This window comes from Lewinella cohaerens DSM 23179 (assembly GCF_000379805.1).
Classification (GTDB): Bacteria; Bacteroidota; Bacteroidia; order Chitinophagales; family Saprospiraceae; genus Lewinella; species Lewinella cohaerens.
Genome location: NZ_KB903531.1, coordinates 1 through 14,901, shown reverse-complemented (window position 1 = coordinate 14,901; position 14,901 = coordinate 1). Strand labels below are relative to the sequence as shown.

The 14,901-nt window shown below is 41.7% G+C and carries 6 protein-coding genes; all 6 read left to right on the top strand.

Annotated elements, in window-relative coordinates; all coding sequences use genetic code 11:
• Window positions 1–39: 39 nt before the first annotated feature.
• Window positions 40–1,059, top strand: coding sequence for a PorP/SprF family type IX secretion system membrane protein (locus A3EU_RS0100035; protein ID WP_071596843.1), 1,020 nt, complete (start codon window positions 40–42; stop codon window positions 1,057–1,059).
• Between the two features lie 25 nt (window positions 1,060–1,084).
• Entirely contained in the window at window positions 1,085–3,070 is a 1,986-nt protein-coding gene (locus tag A3EU_RS34915) for a tetratricopeptide repeat protein (protein ID WP_020534064.1), read from the top strand.
• A gap of 98 nt (window positions 3,071–3,168) precedes the next feature.
• Complete coding sequence (locus tag A3EU_RS0100025) at window positions 3,169–3,906, top strand: LytR/AlgR family response regulator transcription factor (protein ID WP_020534063.1); 738 nt, start codon at window positions 3,169–3,171, stop codon at window positions 3,904–3,906.
• 788 nt (window positions 3,907–4,694) lie between these two features.
• Window positions 4,695–7,139: a T9SS type A sorting domain-containing protein gene (locus A3EU_RS0100015; protein WP_020534061.1), complete on the top strand. Its 2,445-nt coding sequence runs from the start codon at window positions 4,695–4,697 to the stop codon at window positions 7,137–7,139.
• A gap of 185 nt (window positions 7,140–7,324) precedes the next feature.
• Entirely contained in the window at window positions 7,325–10,591 is a 3,267-nt protein-coding gene (locus tag A3EU_RS0100010; RefSeq protein WP_044085279.1) for a sensor histidine kinase, read from the top strand.
• Window positions 10,592–11,065: 474 nt separating this feature from the next.
• On the top strand, window positions 11,066–14,901 hold a 3,836-nt coding region (locus A3EU_RS0100005), incomplete at its 3' end, for an SdrD B-like domain-containing protein (protein WP_211213883.1).

Here is a 14,901-nt window from a genome sequence, read left to right as displayed (position 1 = left end):
TAAGTACTTTCCACCCAGCACCCAGCACCCCGCACTGACATGCAGACCAAAACATTTATTTATTTTCCGCTTTGCGCCTTTTTCCTTTGTTTATGCTTTAGCTCAAAGGCACAGGACCCTCATTTCTCTCAATCATGGTTGGCGCCACTACAGATGAACCCAGCACTGACGGCAACAAGTAAATGGGATACTCGCATTGGGGGACAATGGAAAGAACAGTGGTCATCTGTCCCTGTCAGCTACCGAACCTTTTCGGCTTTTTATGATCAAAAGCTTCATCAGCTCAAGTTACCTGCCGGAAAGCTGGGGGTTGGTGGTGTGCTTATGTATGACCAAGCTGGTGATAGTAAATTATCGTGGACGCAAATAGGCTTAAGGGTTTCCTACGTATTACCCCTCACGGATGTTCATCAGTTAAGTGCAGGTGTTGGCTTCGATTTCGGACAACGGGCGTTTCTGCCAGAGCAGTTGCAATTTGGAGATCAATACAACGGAGAATTCTTTGACCCAAGCCAGAATACGGGAGAGCAGTTTGGTCAGCAATCCAGCGGCTTAGGTTCCCTGGTGGCAGGCCTCAATTATGAAGCGCACGACCCTCGCAGTCGAAGTGAGCTGAATACGGGAATAGCCGCCTCTCATCTCAATGGCCCTGAGCTTACTTTCTTCAACACGAGCGGCATCAAAGTCCCGATTTGGGCAAGATTTTACGCCTTTGGACAACTAGAGCTCAATGAAGACTGGGACGTAACAGCCGTCCATCACTTTTTCCGACAAGGAGCTTATCAGGAAATTCTATTGGGAGCAGGAGCCCGTTATCATCTACCCTACAAAGGTAGCGACCTGGGTTTGGGCGCTGGTTTAAACTACCGTTTTCAGGATGCTTTGATTGTTAACTTGGAAGCTCGTTATCAGCAATGGCTTTTCGGGCTTAGTTATGATATCAATATCTCTGATTTTCAAACAGCTACTAATAACCGTGGCGGCTTGGAGTTGGCCTTGCATTATTACCTGATGCAAGCTCGCCCTCCGGAAGAATTCAAGTCTTGTCCTATTTTTTAGACCATCTCTCAATAAAGAAAAAAGTATGCCTCATCTTACTTGCCCTTTACCATCTGGCATGATTGCTTTTAAGGGGTTGTTACTCGTCATTTTCCTTTTATTGGCCTCTATAGGAGAGGCTCAACGACCAGCAGCACTCCTGCGCAAAGGAGATCAGGCGATGGCACAGGAAGATTATTATACAGCGTTGCATTATTTTAGGCAAGCGCTGGAGCGCAAACCTGCACCAGATATACGGTTTCGCCTTGCGGAATCGGCACTTGCTTTTCATGCCTTTGAAGCTGCGGAAGAACACTACCTGGAAATAACAGAAAGCACCGCCATCCAGCAATACCCGACAGCCTGGCTGGGCTTGGGTTTGGCCTATCAAAGCCAAGGGAAGTACCCGGATGCAATTAATGCCTTGAACTCCTTCATTACAACAGGTAAAGGAAGTACCCAGCAGCAGGAAAAAGCGCGCGCAGCTTTATTGAGCACAAGTTGGGCGCAGGGACAAACCCAGGAAGAGGAATGGACACTTGACCGTTTACCTCGCCGTATCAATTCTCCTTATGGGGAATTTGGCGCCTGGAAATCTGGTGACACCCTTTTTTATACGTCCTATCGCTACGAAAAGGAAGATGACAAATATGAGCCTGCCCGAAAGATCAGCAAAGTGATGTTTTCTCGTGATGATCGCCGGGGCCGGGTAATGAGCAGAGGATTCAACGAAGATACCGTTCACACGGCGCATACCGCGCTGAGCCGCGACAAGCAATTGATGTTTTTCAACCGGTGTCAGTTTATCGAAGGTGCGGCCATCAGCTGCCAGCTGTATACACGAGAAAGGGACAGACGTGGGCGCTGGGAGCGAGATTTTTCGGCTTTGCCGGCAACAATTAATACACCACAAGCTACGGCAACTCAACCAACCTTGATGTGGGACAGTACCGCTCAGCAAGAGTACTTGCTTTTTGTGAGTAAGCGCCCTGGAGGAAGTGGAGATTTTGATCTTTGGCAAGTAGCCTTACCTCAGGATGATGGCAAATGGGGAGAACCTTCTCCTATAGCTGCCCTAAACACCGCCTATGGAGAAATTAGTCCCCAATTTCATGAAGCTTCGCAGACCTTNTACTTTAGTACTAATCGTCCACCAGGTTTTGGCGGGTATGATTTAGTAAAAGTACCCTACTTGGGCAACGGTGAATGGGGAGTGATAGAAAACCTGGGGCTGGGCATCAATTCCAGTTACGATGATACCTATCCTTTTTTTACTAAGCCAGAGGTGGCTTACTTTAGCTCCAACCGCCCTGGCGGACGCTACCTTGATCCGGATACCAAGAATTGCTGCCCTGATATATTTAAAGCCAAGCTGGTGTTGCCGTTACCGCCAGATCCTGTGGATACGAGCGCCATTGTTGAGATTGACCCCGTCAAGCCAGAATTACCTGTTCCCACACGACCCATTTTTCGGACACTGGAAGACTTTTTGCCTTTGACGCTGTTTTATGACAATGATCACCCCAATCCACGCACGCGAAAGTCTGTCACCGACCTTAATTATTCAGAAACCTATTTCAATTACCTGAAAAGGGAAGACGCCTACTATGAGCAATATGCAGAAAGCGAGGAAGAGCAGGATGCTGTAGCCTTGTTTTTTGAAAAAGAAGTGGTAGAAGGTTACGAAAGGTTGGATTTGTTTTCCACCATTCTACTAGAGCAATTGGAGGCTGAGCAAGAAGTAGAGATTTTCCTGAAAGGTTATACTAGCCCGCGGGCTAAAGGCGACTACAATTTATTGTTAGGCAAGCGCCGCGTGAGTGCAGTACGCAACCATTTCCAAAACTGGCGTGCTGGTGTGTTGCTGCCGTATTTGGAAAGCGGGCAGCTGGTGATCTCCGAGGTGTCCTTTGGGGAAACCAAAGCGGCTGCCAGCGCGCAAGACGAGCGGGCCGGGGAGCGGCTTTCCATTTATAGTCCTGCAGCGGCCCGCGAGCGGCGGGTGGAAATTGTGGAGGTGAAGCAGCAGTAGTTATTTAGCCTTGTCACTGAAAAAGCCGCTCTTATCACTAATAATCCGGTGTTTATACTCATTAGTATTAAATTTATGTTTAACCGGTTAGGAAGGATATGATGACAAATAGAATAATTCTTGTTGAGGATGATGAACTCTTTGCACTGGATGTACGGATGATGTTAGATGATGTTTTTGAGAGTCCTGATGTAATCCATTTTCGTACCGCAGTAGAAGCAAAGCAAGCCTTAGAGCGTCAGCAATCGCAGTTACAGTTGTTGTTAATTGATGTTGTATTAGAAAACGATAAAGCTGGAATAAGCCTAGGTAATTTCGCTAAGAAAATTAATATTCCAGTGATTTTTATGACTGCCTATAATAGAGATGATCTCTTTAAAATGGCACTAAAGGTTCAGCCTTATTCCTATCTGCAAAAACCTTTTTCTAGCACTAGGCTGAAACGAGCTGTTGAGTTAGCGATGTCACATACTAAAGCCAAATCAAATCAATTAAGTACCGAAACAGCATTGGAGGGGTTTATCTTTTTAAAAGATAGAAAAGGAGTTTTAGATAAAATACACCTAAGAGATATTTACTTATTGGAGGCATTTGGAAATTATTGTCATTTCCATTGTAAAAACCAGCGTTACACGCATCGAATGCCCTTGAAACAATTTCAAAAATATTTGAAGTCAAGATTATTCATTCGGATACATCGAAATTATGTAATAAACATAATGCATTTAGAAAGCATACATAACATTGAGGGTTTTGTTGTTGTCGCTGGACAATCCTACCCGCTTAGTGATAAGTATAAGAAAGAGCTTAAAAACCTTCTTATCAAGAGGGAATAGTTTGGCAAGAAGTAGATCAAGACATAAATTTAGAATAAGCTTAAAAGCCATCAGGAGGGCTTTATCACAGAATACCCCCAGCTTGTCACATTGTCTAAATCAGCACTATGATAATCAATTGTCATCAACTATCTTTGAAACTAAGGTTTTGATTTTCAATTATTAATACATCATCGATTTTGCACACCGACTTTGATTGTAGAAAAAATTATCTGTAACGAATACTATCAAGTATACTGATTTGCTTGATATTCCCCCTTTGTTTTTAACGCCTTTTGCAAGGTGAGATAGTGTTGGTGAAATAGTTAGCAATTAAGCTACTATTTCCCAATACTATCAATCAGAATTATCAACAAAGCTGGTGGTTTTAATCAAATTGAAGCTGTAAAAGAAGTAATTTTTTCCATTTGAACAATAACTGGAAGAGACTGGCCCTAATAGGGACAGTCTCTTATTTTTCTTTCGTGTTCATACTGCTTTTGGGGGCTTATGAAAATGTTGTTTTTTCTCACGGGGTCGATTAGAGCCTTGCCAATAAATTAAATATCATCATGAAAGTAAAGAAGCAAAAAAAGCACAAACACAAGAAGTTAGTAGTTGTCTACAGGAAAGTTTCTTCAAAGGATACCCCTCCAGCCCCACAAAAAGTAAAGTCGCTAAAAAACGAGGATGTTGCGTCTTCTATTCTATCCGAAAAGCTATTGTTTGCCTGGATTAATCCTTTTTCCTAAAGCGGAAAAGGGTTTTAAAGCTGTCAAATAAATATTTTGTGAAACTCTTACTTTTCTATGGCTTTACGAAACTCTTCTCAATTAGTGAGCCCGCTTAGATTACTTCTAATTTGCGCTGTGGTGCAAGGAACTACGATTTTTGCACAAGCTCCTGGTGCTGGATATGCCTTGAATTTTGATGGGACTAATGATTTGGTGAATGCAAATAATACCGATTTATCGACATACATCAATGATTTTACTATAGAGTTTTGGGCGCAACCGTCGGGCGTAAGAACCGCACAATCCGAATCAACCTCAGGGGTAACCGGGGTAACTGGACAACAATACTTGGTATACCCTACTCAAGCAGGAAGTGCGAATGGAGGAGTTGGAGTATCGGTTGGTACAAACGGTGTAAGCGTATATGAGCATGGCGATTTTTATATCCCCCCGTTATTAGTTTATGATGTATCCTTATCAGGATGGAATCATATTGCTATTGTTTATACTGCTAAGCAGCCAAGTCTTTACATTAACGGCGTTTTAGTTCGCACAGGTCTTACTAGTGTTCGAGCAGCAGTGTATCCTTCAGCATTAATAGGAGGAGGTAGCTATGGCTGGTATAATGGAGATGTTGATGAATTTAGAATTTGGAGTACATCCAGAACACAATCCCAAATCAGGGATAACATGTGTAAAAAGCTAATTGGTAATGAAGCAGGTTTGACGCGGTATTTAAGAATAGATGATGGTTCGGGAATGACTGTAACAGATGCGACTGGCATACAAGACGGAATAATGTCCAATATGACACCAGCAACTGATTGGGCTTTATCTGGCGCATCATTAGGGAATACTAGTGTACATCAGTACGTGTCAACCTTTGCTGGAACAGCTTTAGATTTCGATGGTATTAACGACCATGTTACTGGTTTCGCTTCAGATTTACAATCGGTTACAGATAACTTTACGATGGAAATGTGGGTAAACCCCACAGGGACTATATTGATACAGCCAGAAGTCAATTGTCCAAATTGCATTAATGGACTTTTAAACCAACGATATGCTATCACGCCAGAGCATGGAGGTGCTTCACCAGGAATAGCGGGTGCTGGCATTTCTATCGGAACGAATGGAATTCAGGTTTTCGAACATGCTGATAATTATCTGCCTGCATTGGCTAGTTATTCAGCTGCTATTTCAGGGTGGAATCATGTTGCCATTGTTTATACCGCAAAACAACCTACTATTTTTCTTAATGGAATCGCTGTTCGGACTGGACTTACAAGTGGCAGAATATCCGTTTTTCCTGGAGCAAGTTTAGGTGGAGATACTTATGGTTATTTCAGCGGTCAAATTGATGATGTAAGAGTATGGGACTACTCAAGGACAACTAGCCAAATAGCCAGTAGTATGTGTGCGGAGCTCACCGGATCGGAATTTGGTTTAGTTCGATATTTCAAACTTAACAATGGAACTGGAACAGTTGCCACAGATGCAACTGGAACGAATAATGGTATACTGACTAATATGTCTCCCGCTAGTGATTGGGTGACAACTGGTGCGGGAGCTTGTTCTTTTGGTTCGCTTTCGCTTACTCATGAATCTCCAGAATTGGATAATTTAGAGGTCAGTAATATATCAGGGTCCATCAAAGGGATTCATATATACCATGTTGATGAGCTTCCAAATAGTACAGCAGGCATTTTAGGCTTAGGTGCAAATGATCATTATTTTGGTGTGTTTAAAGCTGGAGAAACTACGCCTGCAACCTATACTGCAAGTTACTATTATGGTGAAAATGATGCATACCAAATGTCAAGCCCTTCCTTTGATGAAAACGACTTGGCATTATTTAGTAGATCCGACAATACCGTAAGCACCTGGTCGGATATTGGGGGCATCCTAAACACCACGGATGAAACGCTAACAGTCACTGCACAAAGCACTGAGTTTATTCTTGGAGCTACAGGTGGTGTTGCCCTGCCAATTGAATTGTTATCGTTTAATGCTCATTTAGAAAATGACATTACTGTAAAGCTACATTGGCAAACAGCATCTGAAATAAACAATGAATATTTTACAATTGAACGCTCTATAAACGGAGTTGACTGGGAAGAGTTAATGAAGCTTAATGGAGCAGGCAACTCCACTAAGTTGTTGAATTATTCTGCGGTAGATGATTCTCCCTATTTGGGTATGTCCTATTACAGGCTGAAACAAATAGATTTTGATGGCCGATTTGGATATTCTCAAATAAGGAGTATTTATATTCAAAAACAGGAGGATAAGTTAATAGAAATATACCCCAACCCATTTCGTAATCAAATAACAATAAAGGGAAACCTGGCTCAATTCGAACAACTTATTGTATACAATACGCTTGGACAAAATGTAACTGCACTGGCTAGTCAAGTTTTAAGGAACGAAGCTGGCGTGATGATTGATTTGTCGAAATTGAATTCAGGTGTTTATTATATAAAAACAGAATCTAGCATCAATAAGGTGTATAAGCAATAGGGTAGGATGAATTCCCAGGGCCGGCAAATTATCAATAATTTAACTTCATACAATGGTGTATAGTGCTGCGCCATCTCAATGGAATAGTGGAAATACCCACGCCCAATCCGGACTATATAGTCCTTCAGCCTAAGAGGCAAGAAGAAGATTTCTCCTCTTTTTTTTATCTTTAATGGATATAAATTGTGCATACTATAATATCCAATAGAAAGATCAGTATCATTTCACGCAAGAGCTACAATTATAGATTTATTTGGACAGTTGTTTCCCTCTTGGTATTTGGAGGGAAACAACTTGCATTTGCCCAGGTTGATGTTCTTGAATTGGTGGATTACAATCATTTTGGTAAAGAAGAAGGGCTCGATCCTGTGGCTTTAACCGGAGTAGTGAGAGACACCACTGGTGTATTTTGGTTTGCTGATCAAGGAGCAATTCAGCAATATAATGGTAATGGATTTACTGAAATTCCAGCCGAAAATTTTGGCCTTTCACCTGATGGAAGGTTTCGTTTATTTATTGATGAAAACGGTTTGATATGGCTCGTGAATGTCAATAGTATTGGGGGCGTTGCATTAAGTAAATATGAGTGTGTTCATGAGGTATTGATATTTGACCCTTATGAAAATACGGTCGTTCCTTTTGCTAAACATTATGAAGACTTACCGTTTGATGCAAACGAAATAAGAAGCGTTAATCAAGATCGTGACCGGATATTTATTGCCACTAATTCACAAGAAATATATAGTTGGGACGGGAAGGAATGGACGATAGAAGGCGTGTTTCCAGAACTGGAAAACATAAGCCTTGCTTTGCACAGTCCAAAAGGAAAAGATTTGATATTCATTGCAGAAGGACATCTTTTCTGTAAGAAAAATGACGACTTAATTAAGATAGATTCTATAGGTATTGAAATTAGCCGCGCAGTTGTAGGAGATGAATTGATAGTGTTTTTTGGGTATGGAGAGGTAGTGATTAGTCCACTGGACAATAAAAACCCTGCATGGTTGTACAATCATAAAGAGGTCTCAGTTGTACCCCTAATGAGCGCTAAGGAGCAATTATATACTATGGCATTGACGCTTGATAAATACGATCGGCTATGGTTACGTAGAGAAAGAAGGCTCATTTGTGCCTCTTATAATTGGAAGGATAATACTTGGGAAGAGGAATATAGCAAGCCTATTTCATTTTTCTATATGGGAGGAATGCTGCCCTATATTGGAGTTTTGCAAGATGAAACCCTTCTTCTTTTGGCGGAGCATGAAGTTGTAGCAATTGACATAAATATTAATCGAATAAGCACTTATCCTTCTTTTAAACATCATAGTTTACGAAGTATTAATCCATCATCGGAAGATGAACTCTTAATTTGCTCTTATCAGGGGGTGAAATTTCTCAATGTGACGACGGGGGCTATTCGGAACTATGATATAGGAGTAGGAGGCTTAAACCATGGTTATGAAGCGTGGCTTGATGGAGATAGTTTATGGCTTGGATCACATGCGACCAGCATCTGTGTGTCTAGCTTAGGAGATGAGATGGAACTTCTTCCCGTTAAAGCAACTAGAAATGACAGGTATGGTTCAACGCTTCAGATGCTTATTCCTGTTAGAGATACGCTTCAACGACTCTGGGTTGGAACATCAGTAGGCCTGTTTTATCAGCCAATTAATTCTGATTCTATTATGCCTTTTGAATTTGTCGAATTCCCGAAGCTAAACAGTAGTCAATTTAATGAAATTAATATAGAAAAGGAAGGATGGTGGTTGTCGACGGATGTAGGGGCCTATTTGTTTGACCCCATCAGTGAAAAAATTTTAGATAGTTGTTTGACTGGAGGGAAGTATAAAATAACTTCTACGACAGTGGTAAATCAGGACACGGTATTTCTTGTGCCAGAGAGAGCTTCTCCCTTCATGTGGCTAAGAAAGCTGGATGTCCTTAAAGAAATCCCGTTATATCGCTCTAAATGGAAGAATAGTTTTCATGTAATGATTCCTGGGAGAGAAGATACATACTGGTTGCCATCTAATGATGGTTTAGTCCAATATGATCTACAAACCGGCAAAGGAGTTCGCTTAAATATGGAGCAGCACAATCTACCCAGCAATGAATTTAATAAATCGGCTTGGCACGTCTTTGATGATGGAAGAATTGCTATGGGTGGGATTAATGGCCTAATAATTTTTGACCCAAGAGAATTAGATCAGCTTGCACGGAAACGCAAGGAAAAGACGAGGATTCAAATTATTGATATTGTAACTTTTGATAAAGAAGGGGGAAGCGAGCGGATTCTACCAAAACAACAAAAGGAATTAATAGTACCAGCTTCAACGGAATCCTTTCGGGTGAATTTTTGCTACCCGGAATTATTTAATGATCAGAGGAAATATTTTTACAGGTTATCAAAAAATGAAACCTTGTTCTCCACTGAATGGATAGAATTATCTGAGAAGTATGTTGATCTAAATAACTTGACAGCAGGTCATTATGAACTAGAAATTGCCTGTAAGCAAGAATTAGACCTCAGCTTTTCTGATCTAAGGGTGCAGCGTTTCAAAATAACTTCACCTTGGTATACAAAACCTTTATCTCTGTTTTTACTGTTTGTCGGGCTGGGTTTAATTATGCATAAGATTAACTCCTTGAGGCTTAAGGCTATTCGAAAACGACAAATAGAATTAGAACACCTTATCGCAGATCGTACAAAGGAACTTCATCAGGAAAGAAGTGCGATAGCAGTGCAGAATGACCAATTAGAACGTATTAATATTGCAAAAGATAAGCTGTTCGCTTTATTAGGGCATGAGCTTAGACAGCCCTTATTAGGGGTGTTAAACCTTAGTGATAAAATTGCGTACCTGGTACGATTAAGGGAATTTCACCTTATGGATTCGATTAGTGATCAGCTAGATCATTATGCCAGAGATACACGGAATATTCTAGAAACGCTATTGAATTGGGGCCACTTCATGCTACAGAAAACAGAGCCTGATAAAGAATGGGTTTCTTTATATGTTGTTTTGCAAGAATTAGAGGAAAATGTATCCCCTTTGCTAAAAGGTAAACAGCTTCAGTTGCAATATCAGGAAATGGATATGGTCGTTTTTTATGATAAAAAAGCGCTAAAAGTGATTTTGAGAAACATACTGATAAATGCAGTGAAATTTTCACCCGAAAATTCAACTATTAATATTTTTTTAAAAGAAAATCAATTTAGTAAAACTATCCTTATTCAGAATGCGGGAAATGGCTTTCCTGAAAATGTCTTGAAGTATATTCATCGCCCCGATTTTTTCTTTTCCTCAACGGGAACTCAAGGTGAACGAGGAAGCGGCCTTGGTCTTCGTCTTTGCATTGACTTAGCTATTAGAAACAGTAGTAGAATCACCTTGGCTAATAATACGACAGGAGCAGAAGTCCGATTGATTATTCCTACTGTAGTCACTTGAATAGCTTGAAAAAGCCTTCGTATTGGTGTTCACCACCTTGTTGAGTGGAATCACTCTCAAAAAAACAATTGAGACAATCCTAATAGTTTCATCATCCCCCTTTTGGGTTTTTTCAATAAGAAAAGAATAAGTAAGATAGGTGTGACCGTGCCTTGTCACTAATAAAGAAGGCTTTATCACGTAAAAACACTCCCTTGTCACATTGTTGTGTTGGTCTCTTTTATTTAGCTCTATCTTGGAATACAGAGTAGTAATACTCATGATTCTAGTAAGATGATTTTTAAAGCTCTTTCTATCTAAATGTAAATTACAACCTTGAATTTTGGCTGGAGATAAAGTATTGTTCATACTTTCTTAAAAGGAGGTGTTTTCCAACGAAATAGCGTTGTCACAATAGGTTTTTAGGGCATTATGGGGTTTCGCGATATAGGATTTAATCCTGGAGGTGTTTTTATTTTAACAAATCACAATCACATGAAAAAAATGTACAACCGTGACGGTATCCGTCACAAGCAAGTCTATTCTCGTCTAAAACATTATCGGACGCAACTCCTATTTGGCCTTTTATGTTTTTTTTCATTGAGTATTTATCACCTAAAAGGTACAAATACTAGCTTTAGCTTTTTGTCCGATTCTAATCATAATACAAAAGCAGTGCTTCCTGTAATGGCCCCTTGTGTAGGCGGCTTAGGTGGTATTGTATGGAATGATTTGGACAATGATGGTATAGGCCCCATGAGCACCGATATAGGGGAGCGTGGCCAAGAGGATGTACAGGTCGAAGTGTACGATTGCGATGGACTTTTAGTGTGTACTACCACTACCGATGTAAATGGTAATTGGACTTGTCCAAGTCTGACTGACAACACACAGGAGTACCGTGTGGAGTTCTCTACGCCGCTGCAAGATTGGTTGCAACATTCTTTTATAGGAGCGGACAATGGTACAGATGTACAGTTCGTGACGGGAGATAATTGTAATGTGCACTATGCAGTGATAAGTAAAGATAACTGTATCGGAAGGAATGATGGGGATCCCAACTCATTAGATTATACGTTGATAACTCCTTGTTATGTAAATGGAGGTGCTAACCATGCCAATGGTCCTAATGAAGTAATAGTAGCTTTGGATTATGACAGATCAGGTACCCAAGCTGGTAATATTTACTTGGCCAATAAGAATGATGTTGGAGCTACCTGGGGGCTTGCATACAGCAAAGAAGAGGAAGTTCTTTATATGGGAGCTTTCTTGAAGCGACATGTTGGGTTGAAAGAAGGCTTAGCTAGCAATCCATTGGGTGCCATATATCAACGAGATATGCAATCGGGAATAAATTCTCTTTTTGTTGATATCAGTACACTAGGAGCAAGTGTTGGTACTATTCCTTCAGATGCAGGACGTGGATTGACAAACTCTTCTACAGACCCCAGTTATGATATAGAAGCGTATGGAAAAGTTGGAAAGGTCGGTTTAGGAGACATAGAAATCTCAACTGATGAGACTACCCTGTACGTCATGAGTCTCAATGACAAAACAGTTTATGCTGTTGATATTGCTTCTCAGCTAATTGTAGATAGCTATGTGCTTCCTGCAGCTGGATGTATAGGAGGAGATTTTCGTCCGTTTGGGTTGAATTTTCACAAAGGGAAACTCTATGTTGGGGGAATTTGTGACGCTTCTATTAGTCAAAATTCAGGCAACTTGACTGCTACCGTCTATGCGTTGGAAAGTGGAGTATTTAATCAAGTACTATCTTTTGATTTAGACTATCCCAAAGGGATACCTTGGGATACTAATACTAACTTTGCTCCGGCTTGTGAGGCCAGTACAGGGTGGTTTCCCTGGACAGATGTGTTTCCTGGCCCTTGCATAGGAGGTGCCGTTATCTACCCTCAGCCCATTTTGTCTGATATTGAGTTTGACAAGGATGATAATATGATTCTTGGGTTTATTGATAGAAATGGCCACCAGATGGGGGCTAATAATTACCCTCCGATTATTGGTAATACCGGACTTTATGCAGCAATAGTGGGGGGCGATATCCTGAAAGCAGTTAAGACTGGGAGTACTTACACAATAGAGAATATCGCTAGTGGCGTTGAATTCTACTGGGGAGATTTTTTTCAGGCAGGAGGTACTATACACGCGGAGACCTCAATGGGAGGATTGGCGATATTACCAAGTACAGACGAAATAGTGATGACAGGAATGGATCCTGGACCCACCTTCGAAACTGGTGGTATCTTTTGGCTAAGTAATACTACAGGGGCGAAAACTCGTACTTACAGGATATACAGTGGAAATACCCCATTTTTTGGTAAAGCTAATGGCTTGGGAGACCTTGAATTAATTTGTGAGGAGCCTCCTATTCAATTGGGTAGCTACGTTTGGGAGGATTTCGATATGGATGGAGTGCAAGATGCTTGTGAAAGCGGCATTCCGGGACTCATTATTAAACTCTATAGTGATCCGCCTGTAGGTAACCCGGCGTTGGTTGCTACCACCTCTACTGATATCAGTGGTGGGTATCGTTTTACAGATAATACGTCCCCAACTGAAACATGGGAGCCAGGCTATACCGAGATCGTAAATGGCGATTCTTATTTTATCGCTTTTGAGGGAGATAATTACAATCCGGCCCTCGGCTCATTAGATATTGGTCCCGATTCTTACACTTTAACCACTCCTAATTCTGGTGAAGGAAATATTCCCGAAAACAACGATTCTGATGTAGTCGAGATAACAATTCCAGGTATTGGTGCAGTGCCAGGAGTTATGGTTACTGCCGAGAAGACAATTCACAATATAGATTTAGGGCTGTTGCCATGTATCAACCCTGTTTACGACCCTATAATTACGTCTAGTGGTACATGTAATGGAGTAGTTCCGAATAATGATGCAGTTGTATCAATTGCCAATATCTTAAGTGCGGACGTTGCAGGTATTAGTTCGCCGGGCGCAATTGCTTATGACGGGCCTAGCCATGGAGTTGCCGACGGCACAACGCTGTTTGATGTTTCTGGCGGTAATTTCTCGCTGAATACTTTCGAGCATGATCAAGCTTATGTAATTCGTCTTTTCAATGATGGAGACGATTGCTTTACAGATATACCTTTCACAACAGCAGAACCAAGCTTTCCTGTCATTACGTTTGCCGTTAGCAGCAATTGTTGTATTGATGATGGTAGCATGACTGGACTAGGCGGGGCAACTCCGACAGGAGGGGTTTATAGTGGCCCAGGAGTAACGGATGATGGTAATGGCACAACTTATAGTTTTGACCCTGCAGCAGCAGGTATAGGTGTACATACTATTACTTATACCCTTGTTGGCGCGGGTGGCTGTATAAATAGCGAGAGTGATAACAAGGAAGTCTTTGCACTACCTAATGTTGCCTTTAGTATATCTGCAGATATTTGTCTCAGTGATGGAGTGCAAACCGGATTAGGTGGGGGAACTCCGGCAGGAGGGGCTTATAGTGGCCCAGGAGTAACGGATGATGGTAATGGCACAACTTATAGCTTCGATCCACTAGTGGTTGGGCCTGGTGTGTTTACGGTCACCTATACTTTTTCGGATGCCAACGGGTGTAGCGATATAGCTAGCGATGATGTAGAGGTCTTAGGCTTGGATTATGGTGACTTACCATCTCCTCCTTATCCTACCAATAATGTTGATAACGGCCCAACACATTGTATCCCTAGTAACCCAGAGCTTCTTATTGGAGCTATTGTAGATATAGAACCAGACGGCCAGCCAACTGCTGATGCCGATGGTGATGGAGCCGATGAAGACGGTTTTGACCCTAACGCACAGATGTTCATCCGTACACAGGCTCAAGATCTGACGATCCCTGTGATGAATACGACAGGAGGACCAGCCAAGCTGACGATGTTTATTGACTGGGACAATGACGGTGTTTTGGAAAGCATGTACACGGATCAGGTGGAGGATGGCGACACCGATGCGTTGCTGATAGGCGTAACACCACCTGCGGATGCGGTACTTAACAGAGACCTTGGCATACGCTTCCGTATTAGTACGGATATGGCTGCTGTGATGTCACCAGTTGGTCCTGCACCTGATGGAGAAGTAGAAGATTACGAGATTGTAGTAATGGCGTTTGACTACGGTGACCTTGCTGATGCAGGCCCAGGTGTAGGCGCACAAGATTACGAGACTTCTGCAAACAGTGGTGGCCCTGCTCACAAACTAGCTACGGATGACAATAATATGGTCATCCTTAAGATCGGCGCAACCGCTGATGATGAGTTAGACGGTCAGCCAAGTGCTGATGCCGATGGTGACGG

Coding starts and splice junctions, on each gene's coding strand:
- A3EU_RS0100035 (WP_071596843.1), top strand. CDS start 40: ATGCAGACCAAAACATTTATTTATTTTCCGCTTTGCGCCTTTTTCCTT.
- A3EU_RS0100025 (WP_020534063.1), top strand. CDS start 3,169: ATGATGACAAATAGAATAATTCTTGTTGAGGATGATGAACTCTTTGCA.
- A3EU_RS0100015 (WP_020534061.1), top strand. CDS start 4,695: ATGGCTTTACGAAACTCTTCTCAATTAGTGAGCCCGCTTAGATTACTT.